We start from the raw sequence: 25825 nt of genomic DNA, 5'->3' as shown, positions 1-25825 counted from the left end.
ATAGTGCCCACCGACTCAATGCAGTACGGCGTACGCGACGAAGGCCAACCGGGCGGCGGTCGGCCGGCATCGAGCTGTGTGCTCTCTGCGAGAGGCGATGGGCTGCAGCTGGTACACGTCAGCGCAAGTAACCGATGCCTGCCGAAGTGATCCATCGGGCGCTGTCGGCACCAAGCTTCCAGGGATGCTGCAGGAGCGTGCGGCGCACGGTGTCGACGTCGCTCAGTTCCGCGGGCAACGGCGACAGGCGCTTCAGCCGGCCTCCGTCCCCACCCCAGTGCTCATGCTCGGGGTCGCCCACAGCCGTGAGGAACGTGTCGACAAGCTGCGGCCATCGCGGATGCCCCCACCAGTGCGTGCACGCGCCCGCTCCGTGCGCGGCCCCGCACATGAACGCGTACCGCACGCCACGTTGCTCGCCTCCGGCGAGGAAGCTCAGGAGCTGCTGTTCCGCATCGTCGGCATACGCCTCGACCGTGTCATCCGCGGCGCAGGCCAGCTCCGTCAACGTCATGCCGTTGGGGAGCATCCGGGAAGGCCGGGTGAGCCACTGGAAGAGCCGGGCAGCGAGCAACTCCAGGTCGTCGGCGTCGAGCGTGTCGAGCGCCGCCGTCCCTGCGTCCTTCTGAAGATCACGCTCTCGCAGCCAGCCCGTCAACCGCTGGCGAATGCCATGCGTAGTAGCCGAGTTGATGCGCATCATGTCGCCGTCGGACAGCGGGCCGTCGCCGGCGTGCCAGTTCTCGACACGCGTGTTGCGCCACGCGGAGTTGGCGAGGCCGAGCGCGACGAGCGTCGTCACATCGGAAAGGCTGGTCGGGTCGGCTGCGCCCCGTTCCCGGATCATCATCCCGATGACCTGGTTCTCCATCTCGGGGGTGAGTTCGGGCAGCTTCACAACGTGCTCCTGCTGGGGTTCTGGGGGGCTGATCCGGGATCTGTTGAGGTTTGGCGCGCTCTGGGCCTCTTCGTGGCTCAGCCGACCTTCTTCCACTCCTGACAGCGATTGGTCTCGAAGTACTCGCCCTTCCGCAGCGTCACGCGGCCCGGACCCTTCAGGTTGTTATTGGCGATGATCGCGTCGAACTCCCCGCTGGCGTCCTTCAGCCGGGCCCAGTAGCAGCCGAAGGAGCCGTCTGCGCCGGCGGTCTTGTAGGTGCCGGGCTTGATGTCCTCGCCGACCAGGTACTGGCCGTCTCCCGCGAAGCTCGCCGCAGGGCCGGCTTCCTCGGTCTTCGCCGGCTTGGCGGCTTCCGTCCTGGTCACGGTTTTGGTCACGGTCGGCGCGGGGGCTGCCCCCGCCTTCGCGGTGACCGTGACCGTGGGTCCCGGCTTCACGCCGGCGCCGGCCGAGTCGTCAGCGCCTCCCCCGCCGCCGGCCGACGCGGCGCCGATGACGAGGGCCACGAGGCCGACCGCGCCATGGGTGAGCCAGGCCTTCCGCCGCAGGGGCGACTTGGCGGGAGGGGGCGGTACGGATCCCCAGCCGCCCGGGGCGCCGAAGTGCGGGGCGGGCTGTCCGGGGTACTGGGGGTTCGGAGTGGTCATGGTCGTGCTCCAGTTCTGCTGCTGCGGGATCTCGCGGGAGTTGAACGGGTGTGAGGTGAGGCAGGAAGTGAGGTGAGGCAGCCGGGCCGACGGGTACAGCGGCGCGAGGGGCGGGGCGGGAGCCTCCCGGCTACTGGCCGCGGATCCTGCGGCCCGCCTCGGTGGCGGGGTAGAGGATCGCGTCGGCGACCCGGCCGCCCGAGTCCTTGACGCCGCCGCTGAAGTTGAGGCGCCCGGTGGCACCGGCCTTGGCGGCCACGCCGTCCCAGTAGCAAGCCTCTCGGTCCCACTGGATGCCGGCGAGGAGCCGGTGCAGGTCGTCGGCGCCGAGTGCGTTCATCGGGTCGGCCCACGGGGTGGTCTGATGCACGGCGATGCCGAGGCCCGCGAGCACGGCCGGTGCGGTGAGGGCACTGCGCGAGGCGAAGTGCGGGAAGTGGTCGGAGATCAGCCGGGCCAGCGTCGGGACGACGCTGCCCTCCACCTGCCCGGCGTTCGTCCCGGCGGGGAGCTCGTCCTCGTGGACGGTCTCCGCCGAGCGGGACAACCCGGCGCGCCCGTAGATCGCGGTGATGACGAGGGCGCGCAGCGCGGAGAGGGTGATGACCTCCGAGTCGGTCTTGCCGACCTGCCGCTTGCTGACGTTGACGAGCTTGGTGAACGGTACGAGCCTGCCGTCCACGTCGACCTTCACGGCATCGGCGACACGGTGCGCCAGCCGGGTCGCGAAGTCCCGCTGGTCCATCGACATGGCCAGGTTCTTGGCGACGACGACGCCCTGCACATTGCGGTCGTAGAAGATCTGCCGCGCGTCGGCGACGGACAGGTCCACGTACAGCTCGAAGGGGATGCGCACCTGGGCGAGTTCGGCGTACGTGAGCCCGTAGCGCTCCGGGTCGTCGGAGAGCTCGTGCCAGGCCGTCGTCTGCGTCTCGCCGTCGATGGCGACGACGCAGGTGCCGGGCGTGATGGTCAGGGTTCGCAGTCCGGTGCCCGGCAGCAGCTCGTCGCTGAGGGCGGCGAGCGGTCCGGCGTGCCAGAAGGTGATCGGCGGCGTGGACCAGCCGGCGCCCAGCTCTCCGTTCACACCGTCGGCGATGTACTCGGCGTACGAGCCGACGTTCTTCCCCTTCTGCGTCGACTTCAGGGCCCGCTGCACGAGTCCCCGCAGCTCGGCATGCCGCCGGACGGCGCCGGACGCGGCCTTGAGCGTCTTGGCGTCCTCCTCACGGCGGGGCGAGGGCACGAGCTGGACGAGCGTCGGCACGGACATGGTCCCGATCACGGCGTCCGCACGGAACGGCATGACGGTGAGCTGGATTCCTTCCACCACCGTGGTCGGCAGAGTGATGCGCATGGTGGGTCCCCCCTCGGGATCGGATGAGCGGCGCATGCCTCGGCGCCGCGCCCCTGGATGGTGGCAGCAAGGACCCCACAGGCTCACGCCTTGGCGAGTGCTGCCACCCGGAAGCTCAACCAGATAAGCATCATCATGAAAGCACTGTCAAACGTCTTGACGGATTTGACGGCCGCTGTAGGGTGTTTACTGTCCACTCCGGAGAGGTCCAGGAACCCCATGCCCCAGCCATCAGCCCAGGTGACCGCTGCCGAGATCTCCCGCATCGCGGGTGTCACGCGTGCCACCGTCAGCAACTGGCGCCGTCGGCACGAAGACTTCCCGGCCCCGTCCGGGGGTACTGAAACCAGTCCGCTCTACGACCTGGAGGCGGTGCGGGGATGGCTGGAGACGCGCGGGCAGTCGTCCGCCGCCACACCGTCCGAGGAGCTGCGTACGGTGCTGCGGCTCCACGGGCCGGGAACCGGGGTCGCGGCACGCCTGTTTCCGCTCGTACTCGCGGCTTCACGGCGCAGCGCGGACGAGCTCACCGCTCTTGACGCGCTGCCGGACTCCGACGTCCTCGCCCAGGCCGACAGCGCCGCGGCGGAGCTGGCCGGCTCGGTTCCCGAGGCGGACGCCGTTCAATTCCGCGCTGACGACGTCAGCGCTCTCCGCGCCTTGTTCCGCTGCGTACGTGACGACGGCGCCCAGACCACTCTCGACGTCCTCGCCGAACGCGAACTGGACGACACCGCCTCCAGCGGTACGTACCAGACACCTGTGGGGCTCGCGGACCTCATGGCACACCTTCTGCCGGCCCGCACGGTACGAGTCCTCGATCCGGCGTGCGGCAGCGGCAGTCTCCTCGCGGCAGCGGCCCGACGGGGCGCGACCGAGCTGTACGGCCAGGACTCGCTGCCTGTACAGGCCCAGCGCAGCGCCGTACGCCTACAGCTGTCGGCGCCGGATGCGCAGGTCACCGTACGCACGGGAGACACCCTGCGCGCCGACGCCTTCTCGGAGTTGAGGATCGGCGGCCTGCTCTGCAATCCGCCGTACGGCGACCGCGACTGGGGGCACGAGGAGCTCGCGTACGACCAGCGGTGGGCCTACGGTGTGCCGCCGCGGATCGAATCGGAGCTGGCCTGGACGCAGCACGCGCTGGCGCATCTGGAGCCCGGCGGATACGCGGTGATGGTGCTTCCGCCGGCCACCGCCGCCCGTGCCTCGGGCCGCCGTATCCGCGCCGAACTCGTACGCAGCGGTGCGCTGCGCGCCGTCGTCGGCCTTCCCGTCGGCGCCTCCGCGCCCCTGCACATCGGCCTGCACCTGTGGGTCCTCCAGCGCCCCGAGCCGGGGGAAACCGACAGCAAGTCCGTACTGTTCGTGGACGCGAGCGGAGACCAGCGCGAAGGCCCGCCGAACTCACCGCGCGACACGAACTCCCGGCTGCGGAACCGCCGCACGGGCGTGGACTGGAGCACGCTGGCCGACGAGATCCTCAGCCACTGGACCGCGTACACGGACGACCCGGGATCCTTCACCGACGTACCCGGTGTGGCGCGTGCCGTACAAACCATTGACCTGGTCGACGAACACGTCGACCTGACGCCCGCCCGACGGGTGCGTGCCGCGTCGGCCAACATCGATCCGGCGGAGGTGGCACAGCACGCGGCAGAACGGCGCGAACTCCTTGCCGAGTCCCTCAACGCCCTTGAGAGCGCGGCGGGTTACGGACCGTGGACGGCGGCCACGGAGTCCTCGCAGGTGTGGCGCACTGCCACCGTCTCCGACCTTGCCCGAGGCGGCGCGCTCTCCTTGCTGCGGGCGGCGGTCCCTGTCGGCCGGGGCGACTCGCGAAGCGGTGGCCCGGAGCGGGGCGGCGGCACGGAACGCCCGGTCCTCACCGCGTCCGACATCGGCAGCGGCGCACAGCCATCGGGCACGGCGGAGGACCTGCGTACCGATGCGGCGAACACCGTCCGCGCAGGCGATGTTCTCGTACGGGGCATCGCCGGCGGCAGCGGCGTCATGGCCCGCGTCGCGGACGAGGCGGATGCCGAAGCCCTGCTGGGCCACCACGTTCACCTGCTGCGGCCGGACCCGGCACGGCTCGACCCGTGGTTCCTGGCTGGCTTCCTCGGTGCCGAGGACAACATCGCCGGAGCGTCCACGGGCAGCACCATCGTGAATGTCTCGCCGGGCAGGCTGCGGGTACCGCTCCTGCCGCTGGAGGAGCAGCGTCGGTACGGGGCAGCGTTCCGCCGCGCGTACGAACTGCGTACCGCCGCCCGCCGGACGGCCGAGCTGGCCGAGGAGACAGCGCAGGCGTTGCTCACCGGCCTGACCGCCGGCGCGCTACTCCCTCCGTCCGAGGGCCCGTCGGCCTGAACGGCAACCACCGCCTTCACACATCCACCACACTGGATCCCAGCCGCCATCAGCCGGGCGGGTCCATCGAAGGGAACGCGTTGAACAGCAGTAAGCACACGGAGCTGGCGAACCACGCCTGGACCGTCGCCGACCTCCTGCGCGGGGACTACAAACAGTCCGACTACGGAAAGGTCATCCTGCCGTTCACCGTGCTGCGCCGCCTGGAGTGCGTTCTGGAGCCGACGCGCGAGAAGGTCGTCGATGTCGTCGCCGAGCTCGAAGGCCAGGACATCGACAAGGGACGCTTCCTGCGCCGGGCATCGGGCCACACCTTCTACAACACGACGTCCCTCACGTTGAAGAAGATCGCCCACGACCCGCAGAACGCGGCGAAGAACCTCCAGATCTACGTCGCGGGCTTCTCCGACAACGCCCGCGAGGTCCTGGAGAAGTACGAGTTCAACCAGCAGATCAAGAAGCTGGACTCGGCGAAGCTGCTGTACGACGTCATCGGCCGGTTCACCGACCTGGACCTGCGCCCCGAGATCGTGCCCAACCACAACATGGGTTATATCTTCGAGGAGTTGATCCGCCGGTTCGCCGAGCAGTCGAACGAGACCGCGGGTGAACACTTCACCCCGCGCGAGGTCATCAAGCTGATGGTCAACCTCCTCGTCGCGCCGGATGCGGACGCGCTGACCCTGCCCGGCTCGGTACGCACGGTGATGGACCCGGCCTGCGGCACGGGCGGCATGCTCAGTGCGGCCGACGACCACATCAAGTCGCTGAACCCGAAGGCCCGGGTGAAGGTGTACGGGCAGGAGCTCAACCCCGAGTCGTGGGCCATCTGCCGTTCCGACCTCATGATCAAGGGCCAGGACCCGGAGAACATCGCCTTCGGCAACTCCTTCTCCGACGACGGCCACGCGCGGGAGAAGTTCGACTATCTTCTCGCCAACCCGCCGTTCGGCGTGGACTGGAAGAAGGTCAAGGACGACGTCGAGGCGGAGTACGCGACGCTGGGTGACTCCGGCCGCTTCGGTGCGGGCCTGCCGCGCATCAACGACGGCTCGCTCCTCTTCCTCCAGCACATGCTCGCGAAGATGAAGCCGGTGGATGTGAACGGTGGGGGCGGCTCGCGCGTCGCCATCGTCTTCAACGGCTCGCCCTTGTTTACGGGTGCTGCTGAGTCCGGCGAGTCCAACATCCGCCGGTGGATCCTGGAGAACGACTGGCTGGAGGCGATCGTCGCCCTCCCGGACCAGCTCTTCTACAACACCGGCATCTCGACTTACTTCTGGATCCTGACGAACAGGAAGTCGACCGACCACAAGGGCAAGGTCGTCCTGCTGGATGCGCGTGATTATTGGTTGAAGATGCGGAAGTCGCTGGGTGACAAGCGCAAGGAGCTGGGCGACGGAAGCGGCAACCGCCCGAACCACATCGGCGAGATCACGAAGCTGTACGGGGAGGCGCTGCACGTAGCCGCTGACCCGGAGCATGCGGAGCACGGCAAGGTGAAGGTCTTCAAGAACGAGGACTTCGGCTACCACCGCATCACGGTGGAACGCCCGCTGAAGCTGCGGTTCGAGCTGACGGACGAGACCCTGGCGGCGCTGATTGCGTCCAAGCCGGTCCAGAAGTGGGCGGAGGAGCGGGCGCTTCCGCTCCACCCGGAGCTGGCCGCGGTGGTCAAGGCCCGCCGCAAGCTGACGGACGAGGAGGCGGCGCAGGTCCAGGAACTGGTGGACGCTGAGGCGGCGCTCTTCGCGGACGCGTTGCGCCGGCTGTTCGGTTCGACGTGGCCGACGAAATCGGAGGCGACGGTCGCACTCAAGGGTGCGGTGGTGGACGCCGGCCTGCTGTGGCCGACGAGCGCGCCGTTCGCGAAGGCGGTCAGGGACACGGTCGGGGTCCGCGACCCCGAGGGCGAGATCCAGAGGCTCAAGGGCGGCGCCCCGGAACCGGACACGGAACTGCGCGACTACGAGAACGTCCCGCTGGACGAGGACGTGGAGGACTACCTCAAGCGCGAGGTACTGCCGCACGTCCCCGACGCGTGGATCGACCACACGAAGACGAAGGTCGGCTACGAGATCCCGTTCACCCGCCACTTCTACGTGTACGAGCCGCCGAGGCCACTGGCGGAGATCGACGCGGAGTTGAAGTCGCTTGAAGCGGAGATCCAGGCGCTGCTGGGCGAGGTGACGGAATGACGTTCACTGCTGACCGTTGGATCCCCAGCGCGCCACCTCATTGGACGCGCGGACGCATCAAGAACCTCATTTCTTCGGCAGCAAACGGCACTTGGGGTAATGAACCTGCCGGAGACAAGAACGACGTCCGGTGCATCCGCGCTGCGGACTTCGAACGTGTTGGACGGCGAGCAAAGGTTGATAGTGCACCCTTGCGGAACATCGATGCATCGTCGCTACGACAGCATCGACTGCAGCCCGGGGACCTGATTCTAGAGAAGTCAGGAGGAGGCGAAAAGCAACCTGTTGGCATGGCCGTCCTATTCGAAGGCCATGAGGCGGCAGTGTGCTCCAACTTCTGTGCACGCGTCACTCCGGCTCCAGGAGTCGACTCGCGCTTCCTCACGTACGTGTTCTCTGCCGCCTACGGGCAAGGGCTAACACAGAGTGCCATCAAGCAGACCACTGGTATCCAGAACCTTGACGCTGCGGCACTTCTCTCCTCGAATTGGGCATACCCGAGCCTGGAGGAGCAGCGCCGCATCGCCGACTTTCTCGACACCGAGACCACCCGCATCGACAGGCTGGTGAGTGCGAGACGCTCACAGATGGCCTTGTTCGATGAACGCTTGGACTCCATCCGTGACCAGTTTTTCGGCAGTTCTGCGGCGCCTGCGGTGTCTAGACCGCTCATGCATCTCACCAACCCGTACCGGCCCATCGTCTACGGCATCGTGCAGGCGGGACCTGAGGTGTCCGGCGGCGTTCCATACATCAAGACCGGGGATCTAGGTAACCTGCGACCCGAGTTGCTCAGTCGGACGAGTCCTCAGATCCACGCCCAATTCCAGCGGGCTGCTGTCCATCCCGGCGACATCGTGATGGCCATGAGGGCGTCTATCGGCGCTGTTGCTGCCGTGCCCCCAGAGTTGCCCGAAGCAAACCTCACCCAAGGCACTGCAAGGATTGCACCTGCACAAGGTGTTGATGGGCGATGGCTGCTTCAGGCTCTCCAGACTCGGCAGGTCCGAGAGCAGTGCGCCTTGCGTGCAGTCGGTTCTACATTTCGCACACTCAACATCTGGGACCTTCGGCGTATCAACATCAACTCAGTACCCCCTGAGATGCAGGCATCAACGATCTCCAGGTTCGATTCCTATGCGACTACGCATGCTCGGATTCGGAATGGTTCACAACGCCAGGTAGAGCTGCTCACCGAGCGCCGCCGGGCGGTCATCATCGCCGCCGTAACCGGCCAGTTCGACGTATCCTCCGCCAGTGGGCAAGGAGTTGTCTCGCCATGACCACAGGCCCCACGCTTCGCTCCCACACCACCCCCTTCGTCACCCGCGTCCGCGTCGAGAACGACAAGTTCATCGCCCACTGCGACGTGCCCCTCGGCCTGCTCACCGGCCTCGCCGGGTACAACGCGGCCGGGAAGTCCAACTTCCTCGATGCCCTTCGCTTCGTGCGCGACGCGGTCGACAGCGGTCCGCGCGATGCCGTGGCGCCATGGCTTACACCAACTCACCCTCCGTCGACAAGTTCTGCCGAGACGTCGCCTAACTTCTGACCGGGAAACGGAGAGCATAGTCATGGCCGTTCACCACGAGTCCGCCTTCGGTGACGCCATAGTCGCCGCGATGAGCGAGCGCGGCTGGCGCGAGGCGAAGCCTCAGGACTATCAGGCTGAACTCGGCCTGGACACGAACGAGTTGTTCACCTTCATCGACGAGACCCAGATCGACGAGTGGAACGACCTCGTCGACACCTACTACCACCGTGACCCGAACGACGCCCAGCGCGGTTTCGCCAAGCGGCTCGGCCAGGCGCTCGCTGATCCCAAGCGCGGCGTCATCGACGTGCTGCGCAACGGGGTCAAAGACCAAGGCGTCCTGATCCGCGTCGCGTACTTCAAGCCGAACCTCGTCGCGGACGACTCCGTGCTCCACGGCTACCGGGCCAACCGGCTCACCGTCGTACGAGAGCTGAAGTACGCGACCAAGCAGGCCGGCCGCGACAACCGGCTCGACCTCACACTGTTCCTGAACGGAATCCCGCTCGCCACTGCTGAGTTGAAGAACCCGCTGACCCGGCAGGGCGTGGAAGAGGCCAAGGCGCAGTACCGCACGGACCGCGAACCCACCGAGCTGATCTTCCAGCACCGTGTGGTCGCGAACTTCGCGGTCGACCCGGACCTGGTCTTCGTCACCACGCGGCTGCGCGGCGACAAGACCCACTTCCTCCCCTTCAACACCGGCTCCGAAGGCCCCGGCCAGGCGGGCGGTGCGGGAAATCCGCCGCCGAGCGCGCCGGGCGCGTACTCCACCTCGTACCTGTGGGAGCAGGTATGGCAGCGGGACAACTGGCTCGACCTGCTGCACCGGTTCGTGCACATCCACAAGGAGAAGACTCCGGGCGGCGGCAGCACCAAGAAGACGATCTTCCCCCGCTACCAGCAGTGGGACGCCGTCAAGAAGCTCACCGCTCATGCCGCCGCGTACGGCGCCGGGCACAACTACCTGGTCATGGCCTCGGCCGGCTCGGGCAAGTCGAACACCATCGGCTGGCTCGCCCACCGTCTCAGCGATCTGCACACGCCCACCGATCCGCGCGAGCTGGCCACTGAGGCACTCACGGCCGGCGTACGGCCGGGGGTGCCGGTCTTCGACAAGGTCATCGTCATCACCGACCGCCGTAACCTCGACTCCCAGCTCCGCGAGACGATCGGCGGCTTCTCGCAGACCGAGGGCCTCGTCGTGAAGATCGACGAGCAGTACGGAGCGAAGGGTGCCCAGCTGGCGAAGGCGCTGTCGCGCGACACGGGCAAGATCGTCACGGTAACGCTGCACTCCTTCCCGGCGCTGCTTGATTACCTCAAGCGCAGTCCAACCGAGATCCAGGGCTCCAACTTCGCGATCATCGTGGACGAGGCGCACTCCTCACAGTCCGGCGGCGCCGCCACCGCCGTACGGGCCGCCCTCCGCGACCTCGGTCTGGACTCCGACTCCAACGACGCCGGCGCCACGGAAACGCAGGCCGAGGAGCCGAAGCTCAGCCTCGAAGAGCAGTTGGAGCGCGAGGCCAAGAACCGCTCCATGGCCGCGAACCTCTCATACTTCGCGTTCACCGCCACTCCCAAGGACAAAACCCTCCAGCTCTTCGGCACGCTCCAGGACGTCGATGGCGAGGCGAAGTACCGGCCGTTCCACACCTACTCCATGCGGCAGGCCATCGAGGAGGGCTTCATCCTCGACCCGCTGCGCAACTACGTCACGTATGAGACGTACTGGAAGCTCGTCAACAAGAACCCCGACGAGGTGGAGGTCGACCCGACCAAGGCGAACCCCCTGCTCGCCCGGTACGCGTTGATGCACGAGTACACCGTCGCCCAGCACGCGCAGGTGATCGTCGAGCACTTCGTCACGCACACCCGCGGCCGGCTCGGCGGGCGGACCAAGTCGATGGTGGTGACCGCCTCCCGGCAGTCCGCAGTGCAGATGGCCCGCGCGATCAAGAGCTACATCGAGGACCGCGATTACCACACCAAGTACCCGGACCTCGGCGTCCTTGTCGCCTTCTCTGGATCTCTCACCATCGACGGCGAGGAGACCACCGAGCCGAAGGAGAACGGCGGGATCGCAGAGAGCGCGCTGCCGAAGGCGTTCGCTTACACCCGCGCCGACGACAAGGCGACCCGCTCTGGCGGGAAAGGCCAGCAGGAGTACCGGATCCTGGTCGTCGCGGAGAAGTACCAGACCGGATTCGATCAGCCGCTCCTCACGACGATGTACGTCAACAAGACTCTGACCGGTATCGCAGCCGTGCAGACCCTGTCCCGACTCAACCGGACCGCTGAACGCAAGACCCAGGCGGACCTCGCGGTGCTGGACTTCGTCAACAAGGCGGAGGACGTCCAGGACGCCTTCCGCCCGTACTTCGAGGAGGCGATGACCCTCCCCTCCGACCCAAACCTCCTCTACCAGGCGCAGAGCCGGGTCATGTCCGCGCCGATCCTTACTGCCAAGGACATGGACGAGTTCGCCACGGCATACTTCGGCGCGCAGGAGAAGGCGGCCGGCTCGCAGGCCAAATGGGAGAAGCTGCACGCCGACCTGTACCGACTGCTCTCCCCCGCCGTCGCCCGCTTCACTGCCCTACAGGAGAGCGAAGACGAGGACGACCAGCAGACCGCCGAGGACTTCCGCGCCGACCTCAACGACTACGTCCGCAAGTACGGCTTCCTCGCGCAGATCGTCCCCTATCAGGACGCCGAGCTTGAGCGGCTGCACCTGTACGGCCGCCACCTCCTCAACCGGCTGCCTCGCAGCGCGGACGGCGGCGTCGACATAGGCGAGGTCGACCTCAGCCACCTCCGCGTGGAGCAGACCGGCGAGCACGACGTCAGCCTTTCCCCCGAGGGTCCGACCACGATGCCGGGCTTCGGTGACGGATCGGGCGGGGCAAAGGAGCCGGAGAAGTCTCTGCTGTCCGAGCTGATCGACAAGTTCAATAACAAGTTCGGCACCGACTTCACCGAACAAGACCTGCTGCCTGCCTTCAATGCGGCCATCGCCGACCGGGATGTGCGCGAGGTGGCACGCATCAACGACGAGGCGAACTTCGGCGAAGTCTTCGACGAGGTCTTCGCCAACAAGGTGGAGGAACACGTCGGCCTCATCACCGACCTCGGCAAGCGCTACTTCGCTCCGGACAAGGGCTTCCAGTCCTCCCTCAACCGCAGCGCACGCCGCGCGGCGTGGCGGATGATCCGCCGCGAAGAGGGCGTGGACGACGCGGCGTGACGGCCGACGGCCCGTATGGACGCGTGGGGGCCTGCCGCCGGCGGAGGCGGCAGGCCCCACGGGGTCGCGTACGGCTCAGGCCGGACGGCCGGCGGCCAGCCCCACGAACCCGGCCCACGCGTGGGGGGTGACGGTCAGGACCGGTCCAGCGGTGATCTTAGAGTCCCGGACACACACGATTCCCTCAGCCTCGGCGACCTCTACGCACTCACCGCCCCCGCCACTGCTGTAGCTGCTCTTGAACCATGCCGATTCCGGCACCATGGGTACGAAGCGCTGAACGGTCATCTCTCTCCCAGCAGTTTCTCAATGAAGGCCAGGGACTCACTTGGGGTGAGCGCCTGTGATCGCAGGATGTTATAGCGCGACTCAAGTTCGCGAACCTTCTGGTGGGCTGTGTAAAGGCGACTGTCGTCCTGAACCTCGGTGTACGCGATGCGTTGTCCCGTAGCAGTGTCGATCAGATTGAACGGCCCGCCGAGCCCCGCGTGATCCTCCCGATCGGTAGGCATCACCTGGATCTCGATGTTCCGGTTCTGTCCGACGAGAAGAAACTGCTCCAGCTGACCACGCAGAGCCGAACTCCCGCCGATCGGCTTGCGAAGGACTACCTCCTCGATGATGAAGCTCAGCAGCGGCGCGGGCCGTCGCGTGAGGATCTCTTGACGGGCGAGGCGCGCCTCCAGTCGCTGCTCGATCACCGCATCGTCCAGCAGTGGACGCTGCATCCGGAACACGGCACGCGCATACTCCTCCGTCTGCAACAGCCCCGGCGCCGCAAGTGCCGCGTACACACACAGCGCTACCGCTCCCGCCTCCAACCGCGCCATATCCCGGAAGAACGCCGGGTACTGCGCCCGCCCCACTTCCTCCTTCAGCGCCTTGAGGACACCACCCGCATCCAGCACCTCGTCAGCCCGGTCGATGAACCTCGGCGGCGGGATACGCCGGCCCTGCTCGAACGACGCGACCGACTGCCCCGCGTAGCCCACGCGCTTGCCGAACTCGGGCCGCTCCAGCCCCGCTCTGACCCGCAGCAGCTTCAACTGCCTCCCGAACGCGGTCACCACGCCCGATCCCGGTTCGTCCTCCGGCCGGGGCCCGCCGTCATCGCGTACGCCCAACTCGCCCTGTTCAACCTGCTCCATCGGTTCCGAAGAGTCCATCGGCCCCGCCTCCCGACCCGTGCCTCGTACACACCGCACGCCGTCGCGTACAACCAGCACCCGACTGCGCGTCACCACTGGTCACGCTACGCCACCAACGGGAGCGTTGGAGCCATGACCAGTGAGACCGACTCCCCCACCCGCATCAGCCAACACATCGCCCCCACGCACCACTTCGCCATGCGGTTCAGCTCCACCCCGCGCGGCGCCCGGCTCGCCCGACGCCTCGTCGGGCAGCGGCTCGACGCCTGGGGCATCCCGTACGACAGCGACGCGCACGACGCCCTCACGCTGATCGTCGCCGAGCTCGCGGCCAACGCCGTCCAGCACGGCCGGGTCCCCGGCCGCGACTTCCACCTCGCGCTCGCACTCACCCTCCCCCCGACCCCGGGCACCACGACCGTACGCGTTGAGGTCACCGACACCCGCAGCGAATGCGTCCCCGTCGTCCCCGCCCTCGCCGCGCCCTCCGACGACCGCGACACCGGCCGCGGGCTGCTCCTGGTGGAGTGCCTGGCCACTCGCTGGGACTGGCAGCCGCGCACGGACGGCCCCGGCAAGACGGTCTGGGCGGAGTACGTCCTGCCGACGAGCGGCTGAAGGGCTGAAGGCCCGACCGCTGGACGGACGATCAACACAGCGGCCACACTTGACCCCGTACCGTGACTGTTCATCACGCACAACGGGGGCAAGGTGCCGCAGCAGGTGATCTCTGGCCGCTACGAACTCCTGGAGCAGTTCAACGAGGGCGGCATGGGCGTCGTATGGCGCGGTTACGACGCCGTCCTCGACCGGCCCGTCGCCGTGAAGGTCATCCGGCAGGCGTCGATCACCTCCCCGCACCTGGCCGAGGAGTTCGCCAAGCGGTTCCGCCGCGAGGCCCGGATCACCGCGCGCATCCAGCACCCCGGCGTGCCGCAGGTGTACGACGCGGTCCTCGACGAGTCGTACGAGCGGCTGTTCCTGGTGATGGAGCTCGTCGACGGTATGTCGCTGTCCGCCTACCTCCACCCCGGCCATCCCCTGCCCATCAGCTGGGCGGCCGCCGTCGCCGCGCAGGTCGCGACCGTGCTGTCGTACGCGCACGAAGTGCCGGTGATCCACCGGGACCTCAAGCCGGGGAACATCCTGGTGGCCCGTGACGGCACGGTGAAGGTCCTCGACTTCGGCATCGCGGCAATCCTGCGCACCGACGTCACCAAGCTGACCGCGACCGGAAGCCCCGTCGGCACGTACCAGTACATGTCGCCCGAGCAGGTCCGGGGCGGGCGCATCACCCCGCAGACCGACCTGTACGCGCTGGGCTGCGTGCTGCACGAACTTCTCAGCGGGCGAGTCGTGTTCACGGCGGAGAGCGAGTACCTGCTGATGTTCCAGCACGTCAACGCCGCCCCCACCCCGCTGCGGCAGCTGCGGCCCGACGTCCCCGCGGCTCTGGAGGAGCTGGTGCTGCACCTGCTGCGCAAGGCCCCCGAGCAGCGGCCCGCCGACACGCAGGAGGTGTACGAGCGGCTGCTGCCGTTCCTGCCGCCACCCGGCCAGGAGCCCACCGCGGCTGAGGCCGGACCGGCCGGCGTACCCGACCCGACGGGCCTGTTCCGCCACCCGTACGCACCCCGCGCCCGCACCCGGGCGCCGGCGGCGGGGAGTCCGGCGCCCGCCGGCCCCGCCCCGCAGGCCCCGCCGGTACCTGTCCCCGCCCAGCTGCGCCAGGACATCAAGGAGGCGTACGACCATTCCGGCGCCCTGCTGGAAGAGGAACGCTTCGCGCAGGCCGCCGAGGTGCTCAGCGAGGTCATCGCACCCGCCGCACTCGCCCTCGGCTCCGAGAGCAAGCCGGTTCTGGCACTGCGCCGCCAGCGCGCCGCGATCCGTCTCCTCGGTGGCGACTACCGGGCCGCCCTGCCCGAGTTCGACAGCCTCGCCGACGCGTACGCCCGTATCACCGGCCCCACCGGTGAGCAGGCCCGGGCCTGCCGCGCGCAGGCCGCCCGCTGCCGCGCCGAACTGGGCCAGGTCACCGATGCGCTCGCCACGCTCCAGGACGTACTGAACGTCGTACGGACCCTCGACAGCGACGTCAGCGAGGAGGCCGTCGAGCTGCGGCACAACATCGGGATGCTGCTGCTCGCCCAGGGGCGGGCCGCCGAAGCCCGGCAGGTCCTCGAACCACTCCACCAGGACATGTGCGTGCTCATCGGCCCCGAGGACGAGATGAGCGTCGAGATCGCCGAGGCACTCGCCGTGATCCGCCTCGGCCTCGACGGCGACGGCACCGGCGCCGACCCCGACGCCGGATGAGCGACGCGTACACCGCGTACAGCCTGAACTCCCAGGACGCACGCAGCACGTACACGTACCCAGCACGTACCCAGAACGGAACACCATGCCGCACCTCGCCTTCGACATCGGCTTCTGCGCCCAGCTCGGCAAACTCCAAGGCACCGTCAAGCAGGGGGTCTTCGACGCCTGGGAGAAGTTCGAGCGCCTCACCCTGGACCAGCTCTTCAAGGACCAGGGTCTGAAGCTGGAGTCGCTGAAGCAGGCCAAGGATCCGCACATCCGCACCATCCGCATCGCCCAGGGCACCCGCGGCGTCGTCCTCGCCCCGGACCGTGGTGACACCTTCGTCCTGCTGCGGGTGATGCCCCACGACAAGGCCATCGCCTGGGCGATCAAGCAGAAGGCCAGCATCAACGCGGTCACCCGCGCCGTCGAGATCCGCGACATCGCGATGCTCGACGAGCTCACCCCCGCCTACGAGCGGATCGCCGCCGCACCCGACCGGCGGCTCTTCTCCAAGATCTCCGACGGCGACCTGACCGCCCTCGGCATCGACGGGACCACGCTTCGCCAGGTCCGCGCCCTCACCAGCAAGGAACAGCTGGAGGTCTTCGCGCCCTACTTCCCGCAGGACCAGCGTGAGGTGCTGGAGTACCTCGCCGAGGGCTTCAGCGTGGAGGAGGTCTGGCGCGACCTGGTGTCCGTCAATCTCCCCAGCGCCTCGGCCGATCCGGTGGACACGAGCGATTACGCGACCGCCATCGGGCACACCCGCACCCGTATCGCCCTCATCACCGCCTCCGACGAACTGCGCGAGATCCTCGACAAGCCGTTCGCCGCCTGGCGGGTCTTCCTGCACCCCTCCCAGCACAAGGTGGCCTACCGGGCCAGCTACTCCGGACCGGCACAGGTCACCGGCGGACCGGGCACAGGTAAGACCGTCGTCGCCCTGCACCGCGTACGGCACCTGCTGACGTTCCTGCGCGACGGCGAGCGCATCCTGCTGACCACGTACACCAACGCTCTCGTCGCCGCGCTGCGCAGCGGGCTCGCCGCCCTCGTCGAGGACGAGGAGCTGCGCGACCGCGTGGACATCACCACCGTCGACGCCCTGGCCAGCCGGGTCGTCCCCACGTCACGCCGTCCGCTGCGGGGCGGCGAGGAGGAGGCCCGCTGGGAGCAGGCCGCGCGGGCCACCGGCTGCACCGGCACCGCGCAGTTCCTTGCCCAGGAGTACAAGCACGTCATCCTCGCCCAGAACCTGCGGAGTCCGGAGGAGTACGTGGCCGCCGACCGGCGTGGGCGAGGCAGCCGCCTGCCTGCTGCCGAACGCCCTCTGGTGTGGCGTACGGTCCAGGAGTTCTCCGACCGGGTCGCCGCGGACGGCCTGCGCACATACCTGGGAACGTGCGCGGAGGCCGCCGACCTGCTCGAAGCGCACGCGCCGCTGTTCCGGCACATCGTCGTCGACGAGGCCCAGGACCTGCACCCCGCCCAGTGGCGGCTCCTGCGGGCAGCGGTCCCCGCGCGCCCGGACGACCTGTTCATCGCCGGCGACCCGCACCAGCGGATCTACGATTCGAAGGTGTCGCTGAAGGCACTCGGCATCAAGGTCGCGGGCCGCTCGACGAAAATGCGGAAGAACTATCGCAGCACGCACGAGATCCTCAGCTGGTCCACCGCCCTGCTCGTCGGCCGTCCCGTCGCACAGCTGGAGGACGACGGCCGCGACGAGACGCTGCTCGGCTACCGCTCGGCCCTGCACGGCAACGGACCGACCGTGCACGCGGCGGCTTCGGAGGAGGCGGAGGCCGACGCACTGGTCTCCCAGGTGCGCGCCTGGATCGACGGCGGCGTCGCCCCTGGGGAGATCGGCGTCAGCACCCGCTTCAACAAGACCTGCGCCAGGGCCGTTGAGCGTCTGAAGGGTGCGGGCATTCCGGCCGCGCCTCTCCGGGCGGACGCCGCCTCGGAGCAGACGACGGTCGTGCGCGTCGGGACCATGCACTCGTTCAAGGGGCTGGAGTTCCGGTGCGTCGCCGTCGTGGGCGTCAACGACGGGGCGCTTCCGTACTCTCGCGCGGTCACCCCCGTCGACGTGGACCGGCTCCAGCACGAGACGGACCTGATGTCCGAACGCTGTCTGCTCTTCGTCGCCTGCACTCGGGCGCGGGACAGTCTGTACGTCTCGTGGTCGGGGCAGCCGAGCCGGTTCCTGATGGAGGCGGGCGCCACGGCCTGAACGCTCAGCGGCTCCCGCCTACGACAGGCCACCTCCGTCGCCACCCTGCCGGTCGACGGCGAGGGCGTTCGAGGGCCGCTCATCGTCGCCGCTTGCCGCCCCTGCCCTCGCCCTTGCGTCCACCTCTCCGGTGAATGCGACCGACCTGGGCGGCGGGCCGCCGGGCGAACTGATCGGCCACGTCCTTCAGATCGCCCATCCCCACCCGGTCGGGGTGGCCGGAGGCCAGGGCCGCGGCCAGGGTCTCGTGGGCGGGGACGCGTTGACCGCTCAGCGTCTCCAGGACGCCGTCCGGTCCGGCCGTTTCCAGGAGCTGGAGCAGGCTCTCCGCGACCATGAGGCGGCTCTCCGGCTCGGTGAGGTCATCGGCGTCGAGGATCTCGCGCCGGACCAGGACGCTGATCGCGGTGGGCCCGAGCAGCGGGTCGCCGCGCAGGCCCCGCGTCACGGTATCGCCGTCGGGGTGCGCCTCGGCGAGCACAGTCAGCATTGCTTCGGTACGGGTACGGAAGGGGCAGGCACGCATCGCGTCGGTCAGCCGTTCCAGCGCCACGGCCGGGCTCGGCCGAGCGGTGATCCAGGCGGCGAGTTCGGTGCGGGCGGAGTCCGGATCGTAGTGGTCGGCGAGGACGCCAAGGAGTCCGGCGGCCGGGGCGTGGACGAGTTCGCCGATGAGCGGTGCGTCGCGGCCCTCGGCGAGCAGCCGGCGCCGTACCGAGTCGTGACCGAGTGCGGTGAGCCGGATCAACTCCACCGGTCCATCGGTGAGTTCCGTCTGCTGGGCACGGGTACCGGCGCGGGACTCGGCGTCGGGGCCCCGCAGTCCGGCGACCGTGCCGAAGAGCTCCGCGAGCTCGGGTGGCAGTGCGGCGGGCGGCAGCTCCGGCTCCACGCTCAGCGGTGCCTCGGCGAACACCGGGTCGGCCATCCCCTCGTACCGCTCGATAGCCCCCAGGTCCTCAAGGGCGTCGAGCACCAGGCGCAGATCCCGGTCGGCGGCTTCGAGCAGTATTCCTGACCCGTTGCCGTATCCGAGATGGATCGAGTCCCGCAGCCGCGGCCAGGGCATGGCGTACGGCAGGCTGTAGAGGGTGTTGAGGATGTCGGGCACCACCTGCTCGAAGGTGTCGCTGACCATCGAGGGGAAGTGCCATCCGCTGCGGGGGGCGACCAGCGGACCGCGGAGGTCGGTGAAGGTCTCGAAGGCGCGCCGCCAGAGTGCGAGTGGGTCTTCGAGGAGGGGCCGCGCCTTGGCGACTGCGTACATCCGTCCCTTGACGATCCGTACGATCCGGGCCTTCTTCGCCCACTCGACCGCGAGCCCGAGCCGCGGCAGTTGCGCCGACGAGCGGACTCCTTCCACGTGGTCGCCGGTGCCCAGCTCGGCCACGAGCGCCCGCGCGTCCGCGATCCGCAGCGTGCCGGTCGCGGTGACCGGCCTGCGTTCGCTGCCCGCCCACGCGCTGATCCCGCGCAGCCACGCCAGCACTGCCGACTGCTCGGCGAGCACGCGCAACTCGCCCTCCGCGGGCAGGGCGACCGGCAACTGCGGCTCTGCGCGCTCCCTTGCTCCCGGTCCGTGCGCGAGGTGGCCGGCCATCACCTGGTCCAGCACCTCTTCGTCGTACGCGACCTCCCCGCTCCGGACCCGCTCCATGAAGCCCTGCAAGGCCTCCGGGTCGTGCACGTCCGTGCCCTGCTCGGCGGCCATGGTCACCCAGAACTTCGACGGGCCCCAGCGGGTCCGGTCGGCCATGGCGGGCCCGTACTGGGGTGTCACGGCCTCGATCGCCGAGAGGTTTTCCGCGAGCGTGGCCCCACGCGGGTCGGCGAGCCCCATCGCGTCGAGGTAGCGCAGCAGGAGGGCGAGCGTGCCGGGCATGTCCCCGGGCTCGTCCCCCGGCAGCAGGGTGACCGTCCGCGGCAGCCAGTCCAGCAGAAAACCTTCGACGTGCCGGGGCTCCCAGAGCCCGAGCCGCCCGTCGCGCGTACCGCGCTGCCGGTAGTCGAGCGCCGCCTCGACGCCGAAGCCGTCCACGCGGTCACCGCGCTCGTCCGCCCACCGCCCCATCCGATGGATGAGGAGCCCGCACGTGGCCTCGAACTCGTCGGTCTCCTCGGGCGCGAAATACAACCGCATCACTCGGGTCCTGCCTGTCGCACGGTCATCACCGAGCAGCACGCTACCGGGGGGCTGCCGGGCATGAAAAAAGCCCCACAAGGGGGCTTCTCTTCAACGTTCTGTGTGTCCGAGGGGGGACTTGAACCCCCACGCCCGATAAAGGGCACTAGCACCTCAAGCTAGCGCGTCTGCCATTCCGCCACCCGGACTAGGTGGCCGCCCGGTTTCCCGTGGCGACGTGCACAACAATACCAGGGGTTCGCGGCGCCCCTCACCTGCATATCCGGTGGTCAGTGGGGTGCGGTGGGCGGGTTCGGGGCTCGACTCGGGGTGTGGGATGCGCCTGCTCACCTTCTGTTGGTGACCGCTTACGTCGCGTGCAGGACGTACCTTCGCGTCGTGAGTGATCGCAGCCACCGCCCGCCCCGTCCGCTCTCGCCGCTGCGCGAGCATCTGCGGGACACCTTCTGGTTCGCGCCGACCGCCGGGCTCGTGAGCGTGTTCGTCCTGTGGTGGGCGGCTTCGGTCGTGGATACCGAGCTGATCGCGTACCTGCAGGGCGAGCGGGCCTACGACACGGTGGCGGATCTGATCACCTTCGCCGAGGACGCCAAGACGATCATGACCACGATCAGCTCGGCGATGATGACCTTCATCGGTGTCGTCTTCAGCATCTCGCTGGTGGCCGTGCAGATGGCGAGCGGGAATCTCACGCCCCGGGTGGTGCGGATCTTCGTACGGAGCCGGATCAGCAAGCTGACGCTGACCGTCTTTCTCGCCACGTTTCTGTTCTCGCTGATGGTGCTGACCTCGTTCCAGAGTGAGACCGACCCGCGCCGGGTGACCGAGGTGCCGCTGGTGCAGAGTCTGCTGACCCTGGCGCTGGTGGGACTCAGCCTGCTGCTGTTCATCGCGTACGTGTCGTCGACGCTGCGGCTGATGCAGATCGGGCCGGTCGCCGACCGGATCGCGCGGGAGTCGTTCCGGGTGCTCGGCAGGCAGCCGGCCCGGGTACCGGACCGGGCGCCGCTGCCGGCCGAGACCTCGCGGATCGCATATCAGGGGCGGGCCGGTGTGCTGCGGGACGTGAATGTCGCCCGGCTGGTGCGGGGCGCGCGGCGCAGGGGTGTCGTGCTGCGGCTGATTCCGCGGATCGGGGACTTCGTCGTGCCCGGGATGCCCATGCTGGCTGTGCACGGTGGGGACGCGCCCGCGCCGCGGTTCGGATTGAGGTTCGCGGTCTCGGTCGGGGTCGAGCGGACCTTTCACCAGGATCTCGGCTTCGGGCTGCGGCAGTTGTCCGACATCGCGCTGCGGGCACTGTCGCCCGCCGTCAACGACCCGACGACCGCCGTGCAGTGCCTGGACCGGATCGTGCAGTTCCTGGCGGCGGTGGCGGACAAGCCGCTCGGGGAGGTGCATCACCGGGACCGGGAGGGTGAGGTACGGCTGGTTCAGGGCGGTTCCGGGTGGGCCGATCTGGTGGATCTCGGGTTCGCCGAGATCCGGGAGTTCGCGGTTGGCAGTCCGCAGGTGTCGCGGCGGCTGCTCGCCGGGATCGATGACCTGTTGCTGCTCGCACCGGAGGAGAGGCGGGAGCCGCTGGTCCGGCACCGTACGCTCCTCGTCCAGGCCGTGGAGCGTACGGTGCCGGAGGCGGCCGACCGGGCGTTCGCCCTGTCCCCCGACCATCAGGGCATCGGCTGATCTAAGGGATTCCCACCGGTCAGCGGCGGGCGCGCAGGGCGGCGAGGTTGTCGTAGCCGGTCCGGGCGTAGTCGAGAGACTGGCCGGGGACGGTGGAGCTGGGCGCGTTGTCCTGCTCGACCATCGGGTTGTGGTAGTTCTTGGCGCCCACGCGCGAGAAGAACGTCCGGTAGTCGATGTCGCCCGTGCCGAACGGCACCATGTCGTAGCCGTTGCCGCTCTGCGTGTTGACCCTGCCGTCCTTGGCGTGGAACAGCGGATAGCGGGAATTGTGGCCGGCGACGAGGCCGGCAGGGTCGAAGACCGTCTCGCGCTGCGAGCCGTCGTGAGCGGTGTACGTGTGGAACTTGTACCGGGCCACGTGTGCCCAGAAGATGTCCATCTCCAGCCAGACACTCCGCGGGTCGGTCTTCTTGAGGAAGTACTCCAGCTTGCGGATGCCGGAGCTGCGGGTCGGGCGGCCCTGAGCGTCGAGCGGCCCCCCGTCGAGCAGGAAGCCGTAGGCCGTGTCGTGGTTGTGGGTGTACAGCTTGACACCCTCGCGGCGGGCGATCGCGCCGAGCGCGTTCCACTTGTCGGCAGCCACGTCCCAGTCGGACCGGTAGGAGCTGCCGGTGGGGTCGCCGCCGGTGCCCATGTGGTCCATGCCGAGGATGTTGGCGATCTCGAGGTGGCGCTTGAAGGTGTCGAGGTCGGGCGTGCTCAGTGGCCAGGACGACGGAATGAAGCCGTGGTTGCCCTGCGCCCGCAGCCCGTAGTCGTCCAGCCAGGAGCGCAGGAGCTTGGCGCCCTCCACGCTCTCCAGGTTCGCGCCACCGGGCGCGTTGGCGTGCTGGCGGTATCCGGCGAACTCCACCTGCCGGTAGCCGTAGCGCGAGAGCTCCCTGAAGACGTCGCGGAAGCCGGAGGGCAGAGTGGTGGAGAGCGGGTCGCGGCCCGTCGCGTCGCGGACGGTGTAGAGGATGATCCCGCGCCTGCGCGACGGAACGAGGACGGGGCCGCGGCCTCTGTCGTCCCTGTCGTCCCTCTCGTCCCTGCCGTCCTGGGCCAGGGCAGGTGAGGCGCCGAGGACCGGGGCGGCGATCGCCACGGACGCGGCGGCGGTGCAGGTGCTCAGAAAGCTGCGGCGGCTGACGCCGAGTGTGCGGCGCAGGCTCTCGTCGGTGACGGATTCGTCGTTGAACGCGGTCACGATGATCTCTTTTCAGGTGGGTGCGCGGATGCGGGCGGTCTGCTGCCTCAGCCAAGGCCGGCCAGACGAAGCAGCAGGGATTTCACCTCGGTGGCCGCGACGCGGCCGGTTAGGGCGTGGGGGGTGGAGCACAGGATGAGCGGACCGTCTTCGTCACGCTCGGGGAGGCGGCCGTGGCTGCCGCGAACAGGTGAGGGATCCAGGGGCACCACGGCCATGCGGTAGCGCATGCCGAGCTTCTTGCGGGCGAGCGCCGTGGCCGCCTTGACGCGTACGTACGGGTCGAGGGGGTCCAGGAACAGCTCGACGGGGTCGTAGCCGGGCTTGCGGTGGATCTCGACGAGCTGGGCGAAGTCGGGGGCGCGGGCGTCGTCGAGCCAGTAGTAGTACGTGAACCAGGCGTCCGGCTCGGCGAGGGCGACCAGCTCTCCGGAGCGGGGGTGGTCGAGGCCGTGTTCCTTCTTGCCCTCGTCGTCGAGGAGGCTCTCGATGCCCGCGAGGTCGTGGAGTGCGTCGCGGGTGGCGTCGAGATCCTCGGGGCGGCGTACGTACACGTGCGCGAGCTGGTGGTCGGCGACGGCGAACGCCCGGGAGGCCATGGGATCGAGGTACTCCATGCCGTCCTGGGTGTGTACCTCCAGGAGTCCGGCCCGGCGCAGTGCGCGGTTGATGTCGACGGGGCGGGAGACGCGGGTGATGCCGTACTCGGAGAGGGCGACGACGGTACGGCCCTCGGCTTCCGCGTCGTCCAGGAGGGGAGCGATCACGGCGTCCAGGTCGGCCGCCGCCCGGTGGGAGCGGGGGTCGTCGGGGCCGTAGCGCTGGAGGTCGTAGTCGAGATGCGGGAGGTAGCAGAGGGTCAGGTCGGGATGGCGGGTGGCGAGGATGTGGCGGGTCGCGTCCACGATCCAGCGGCTCGACACGAGGTCGGCGCCGGGTCCCCAGAAGTGGAACAGCGGGAACGTGCCGAACTTGTCGGTGAGTTCGTCGTGGAGTGCCGGCGGGCGGGTGTAGCAGTCGGGTTCCTTGCGTCCGTCGGCGTAGTAGACGGGGCGTGGGGTGACGGTGATGTCGGTGTCCGCGCCCATCGCGTACCACCAGCAGATGTTGGCGACCGTGTAGCCGGGGTGGGCGCGGCGGGCGGCGTCCCAGATCTTGTCGCCCTCGACCAGTCCGTTGTGCTGCCGCCAGAGCAGGACTTCGCCGAGGTCGCGGAAGTACCAGCCGTTGCCGACGATGCCGTGCTCCGCGGGGGTGGTACCGGTGAGGAAGGTGGACTGCGCGGCGCAGGTCACGGCGGGCAGGACGGTGGTGAGGGGGGCCTGTGAGCCGTGCGCGGCGAGGGCTGTGAGGCGGGGCATGTGGTCGAGCAGCTGGGGGGTGAGACCGACGACGTCCAGGACGAGGAGGGGGGTGGGGGTCGGGGTGGCGGGTGTCTGACCTTGGACGTCTCTCGTGGGAGTCGTGGGAGTCATGGGAGTTCCTTGAGGCCGAGGTCGGTCAGCAGGTCGCGGACGAGGGTGAGTTCGGCGGCGATGCCGTCGGCGAGCTGGGAGCGGTTACGGGGGCGCAGCTCGGCCGGGAGCGCCTGCCAGGTGTACGTCTCGACCTCGAGGTGGTGGGTGAGGGGCGCCGGGCCACCGACGAGGCGGGCCAGGGCGTCGTGGAGTACGGGGAGGGTGGAGGTGAGCGGCGGGGCGGGCGGGGCGTGCAGCGGGACGTGGAAGTGCGAGCGCCAGGGGGCACCCTCGGGCAGGGCGCCGCCGGCGAGGGCCTCGGGGAGGTCGTCGGTGCCGCGTAGTCCGGCGGCGGTGCGGGTGCGGGTCTGGTGCAGGAAGCGGGGCTCAGCGAAGGCGGCGAGCGCGTCGCGTACCTCGGGGAGGTGGGGGTGTTCCGCGTGCAGGGCGGCGGACAGCTGGGCCTTGGTGACGGTGACGCGGGCGGCGGCGAGCCCGTCGAGCGCGGTGGCGGGGTCCTCGAAGGAGGTGGCGAGGTGGCAGGTGTCGAGGCATACACCTATGCGGTTGCCTCCGGCGGTGCGGGTGCCCGCGGCGCGGACGCTCGCCGTGCGGACGCCCTGCGAGCCGACGCCCGCCGTGCCGTCGCCCGTGCGGCGGTCAGCCGCCGCGCGGACGCCGTCCGAGCCGTCGTGGGCGATGCCGTCGTCCGTCGCGCGGGCGGCGGTGTGGGGGCTCGCCGTTCGGGCGGACGTGCCGGTGTCGCTCGGTGCGGTCTCGGTCGCCAGGCGGGTGAGGGGGGTTATCGCTTCCGCTGTTGTTTCGATTGTGCAGCCCGGTTCCGGTTCCAGGCCGATGCGGACCGATTTGCCGGTCAGTTCCTCCAGGGCGTCGAGCCGTTCCGCGAGGGTGGCCAGGGCCTGGTGCGCGGTCTGGGCCGCCGCCGTGTCGAACGGCGTGCGCCAGGCGAGCGGCAGGGTGGAGATGGTGCCCTCGGTGACGTCGTCGGGCAGCAGGCCGGCCAGCAGCCGGGCCAGTCTCGTGGTGTGGGCGAGGCGCTCCGGGTCGGTCCAGTCCGGCTTGTAGACCCGGTACTTGACCTCCTCCGCGCCGAAGCCGTCGTACGGAAAGCCGTTGAGGGTGACCACCTCCAGACCGCGCCGGTCGAGCTCCGCGCGCAGGCCGCGCAGCGCCGCCGGATCGGTGTCCAGCGCCTCTGCGGCGTCCTTCGCCAGCCACAGCCCGATGCCGAGGCGGTCGCGGCCGAGCCGTTTGCGCACCGGCTCGCAGTGGTCGCGCAGCTGCGCGAGTACGCCGTCGAGGGTTTCGGCGGGGTGGACGTTGGTGCAGTACGCGAGGTGGACCGTGGAGCCGTCGGGGTGCCGGAAGCGCATGG

The 25825-nt window shown here is 69.1% G+C and carries 17 protein-coding genes, 1 tRNA gene and 2 pseudogenes; 9 read left to right on the top strand and 11 right to left on the bottom strand.

From position 1 onward, the window contains the following. Positions 1 to 118: 118 nt before the first annotated feature. The 3 genes from ACWV17_RS17625 to ACWV17_RS17615 all read right to left on the bottom strand — a co-directional run bounded on the left by ACWV17_RS17625 (position 119) and on the right by ACWV17_RS17615 (position 2905). Positions 119 to 898 carry a hypothetical protein gene (locus ACWV17_RS17625; protein WP_455360489.1) on the bottom strand — a complete coding sequence of 260 codons (780 nt, stop codon included), beginning with the start codon at positions 896 to 898 and terminating at the stop codon, positions 119 to 121. 77 nt (positions 899 to 975) lie between these two features. Next, positions 976 to 1548 carry a hypothetical protein gene (locus tag ACWV17_RS17620; RefSeq protein WP_455360488.1) on the bottom strand — a complete coding sequence of 191 codons (573 nt, stop codon included), beginning with the start codon at positions 1546 to 1548 and terminating at the stop codon, positions 976 to 978. 130 nt (positions 1549 to 1678) lie between these two features. After that, on the bottom strand, positions 1679 to 2905 hold the full coding sequence (locus ACWV17_RS17615; protein WP_455360487.1) for a DNA sulfur modification protein DndB: 1227 nt from the start codon (positions 2903 to 2905) through the stop codon (positions 1679 to 1681). A 219-nt stretch (positions 2906 to 3124) separates the two neighbouring features. Here ACWV17_RS17615 and ACWV17_RS17610 point away from each other — a divergent pair, with 219 nt between their 5' ends. The 5 genes from ACWV17_RS17610 (at position 3125) to ACWV17_RS17590 (ending at position 12260) form a co-directional block, all read left to right on the top strand. Continuing rightward, positions 3125 to 5278, top strand: coding sequence for an N-6 DNA methylase (locus tag ACWV17_RS17610; protein WP_455360486.1), 2154 nt, complete (start codon positions 3125 to 3127; stop codon positions 5276 to 5278). A gap of 80 nt (positions 5279 to 5358) precedes the next feature. After that, positions 5359 to 7476, top strand: coding sequence for a type I restriction-modification system subunit M (locus ACWV17_RS17605; RefSeq protein WP_455360485.1), 2118 nt, complete (start codon positions 5359 to 5361; stop codon positions 7474 to 7476). A 290-nt stretch (positions 7477 to 7766) separates the two neighbouring features. Beyond that, positions 7767 to 8759, top strand: a complete 993-nt coding sequence (locus ACWV17_RS17600) for a restriction endonuclease subunit S (RefSeq protein ID WP_455360484.1) — start codon at positions 7767 to 7769, stop codon at positions 8757 to 8759. After that, the gene (locus tag ACWV17_RS17595; protein WP_455360483.1) at positions 8756 to 9028 is read left to right on the top strand and encodes an AAA family ATPase; all 273 of its coding nucleotides are present in this window, start codon (positions 8756 to 8758) and stop codon (positions 9026 to 9028) included. Before ACWV17_RS17600 ends, ACWV17_RS17595 begins: the two co-directional genes overlap by 4 nt. Before the next feature lie 22 nt (positions 9029 to 9050). Continuing rightward, positions 9051 to 12260, top strand: coding sequence for a type I restriction endonuclease subunit R (locus tag ACWV17_RS17590; RefSeq protein WP_455360482.1), 3210 nt, complete (start codon positions 9051 to 9053; stop codon positions 12258 to 12260). A gap of 75 nt (positions 12261 to 12335) precedes the next feature. Here the strand turns inward: ACWV17_RS17590 and ACWV17_RS17585 are convergent, their stop codons facing one another. Both ACWV17_RS17585 and ACWV17_RS17580 read right to left on the bottom strand, forming a co-directional pair. Continuing rightward, on the bottom strand, positions 12336 to 12524 hold the full coding sequence (locus ACWV17_RS17585) for a DUF397 domain-containing protein (protein WP_455360502.1): 189 nt from the start codon (positions 12522 to 12524) through the stop codon (positions 12336 to 12338). A gap of 20 nt (positions 12525 to 12544) precedes the next feature. Then, complete coding sequence (locus tag ACWV17_RS17580; RefSeq protein WP_455360481.1) at positions 12545 to 13426, bottom strand: helix-turn-helix domain-containing protein; 882 nt, start codon at positions 13424 to 13426, stop codon at positions 12545 to 12547. 114 nt (positions 13427 to 13540) lie between these two features. On the opposite strand from ACWV17_RS17580, the gene ACWV17_RS17575 reads away from it, so the two are divergent. From ACWV17_RS17575 to ACWV17_RS17565, 3 genes are all read left to right on the top strand, one after another. Continuing rightward, positions 13541 to 14026, top strand: a complete 486-nt coding sequence (locus ACWV17_RS17575; protein ID WP_455360480.1) for an ATP-binding protein — start codon at positions 13541 to 13543, stop codon at positions 14024 to 14026. A gap of 93 nt (positions 14027 to 14119) precedes the next feature. Then, positions 14120 to 15727, top strand: coding sequence for a serine/threonine-protein kinase (locus ACWV17_RS17570; RefSeq protein WP_455360479.1), 1608 nt, complete (start codon positions 14120 to 14122; stop codon positions 15725 to 15727). An 85-nt stretch (positions 15728 to 15812) separates the two neighbouring features. After that, entirely contained in the window at positions 15813 to 17951 is a 2139-nt protein-coding gene (locus ACWV17_RS17565; RefSeq protein ID WP_455360478.1) for a UvrD-helicase domain-containing protein, read from the top strand. A 79-nt stretch (positions 17952 to 18030) separates the two neighbouring features. On the opposite strand, the gene ACWV17_RS17560 is transcribed toward ACWV17_RS17565, so the two are convergent. Then, entirely contained in the window at positions 18031 to 20091 is a 2061-nt protein-coding gene (locus tag ACWV17_RS17560; RefSeq protein WP_455360477.1) for a hypothetical protein, read from the bottom strand. A gap of 106 nt (positions 20092 to 20197) precedes the next feature. After that, positions 20198 to 20282 (bottom strand) — tRNA-Leu (locus ACWV17_RS17555). A 190-nt stretch (positions 20283 to 20472) separates the two neighbouring features. Between ACWV17_RS17555 and ACWV17_RS17550 the strand changes: the two genes are divergently transcribed. Continuing rightward, a complete protein-coding gene (locus ACWV17_RS17550; RefSeq protein WP_455360476.1) occupies positions 20473 to 21780 on the top strand; it encodes a DUF2254 domain-containing protein in 1308 nt (435 codons plus the stop codon). 19 nt (positions 21781 to 21799) lie between these two features. Here ACWV17_RS17550 and ACWV17_RS17545 read toward each other — a convergent pair whose 3' ends face one another. The 4 genes and pseudogenes from ACWV17_RS17545 to ACWV17_RS17530 form a co-directional block, all read right to left on the bottom strand. Next, entirely contained in the window at positions 21800 to 22972 is a 1173-nt protein-coding gene (locus ACWV17_RS17545) for a sugar phosphate isomerase/epimerase family protein (protein WP_455360475.1), read from the bottom strand. 47 nt (positions 22973 to 23019) lie between these two features. Then, positions 23020 to 24447, bottom strand: a complete 1428-nt coding sequence (locus ACWV17_RS17540) for an alkaline phosphatase family protein (RefSeq protein ID WP_455360474.1) — start codon at positions 24445 to 24447, stop codon at positions 23020 to 23022. Beyond that, positions 24444 to 25004: pseudogene (locus ACWV17_RS17535) on the bottom strand (metabolite traffic protein EboE); the annotation flags it as partial. The pseudogene ACWV17_RS17535 and the gene ACWV17_RS17540, both read right to left, overlap by 4 nt. A 216-nt stretch (positions 25005 to 25220) precedes the next feature. Beyond that, a pseudogene (locus tag ACWV17_RS17530) lies at positions 25221 to 25823 on the bottom strand (metabolite traffic protein EboE); the annotation flags it as partial. Between the last annotated feature and the right edge of the window lie 2 nt (positions 25824 to 25825).

Source organism: Streptomyces mabaensis (genome assembly GCF_053763515.1).
This window is presented reverse-complemented; position numbering and strand designations above follow the sequence as displayed.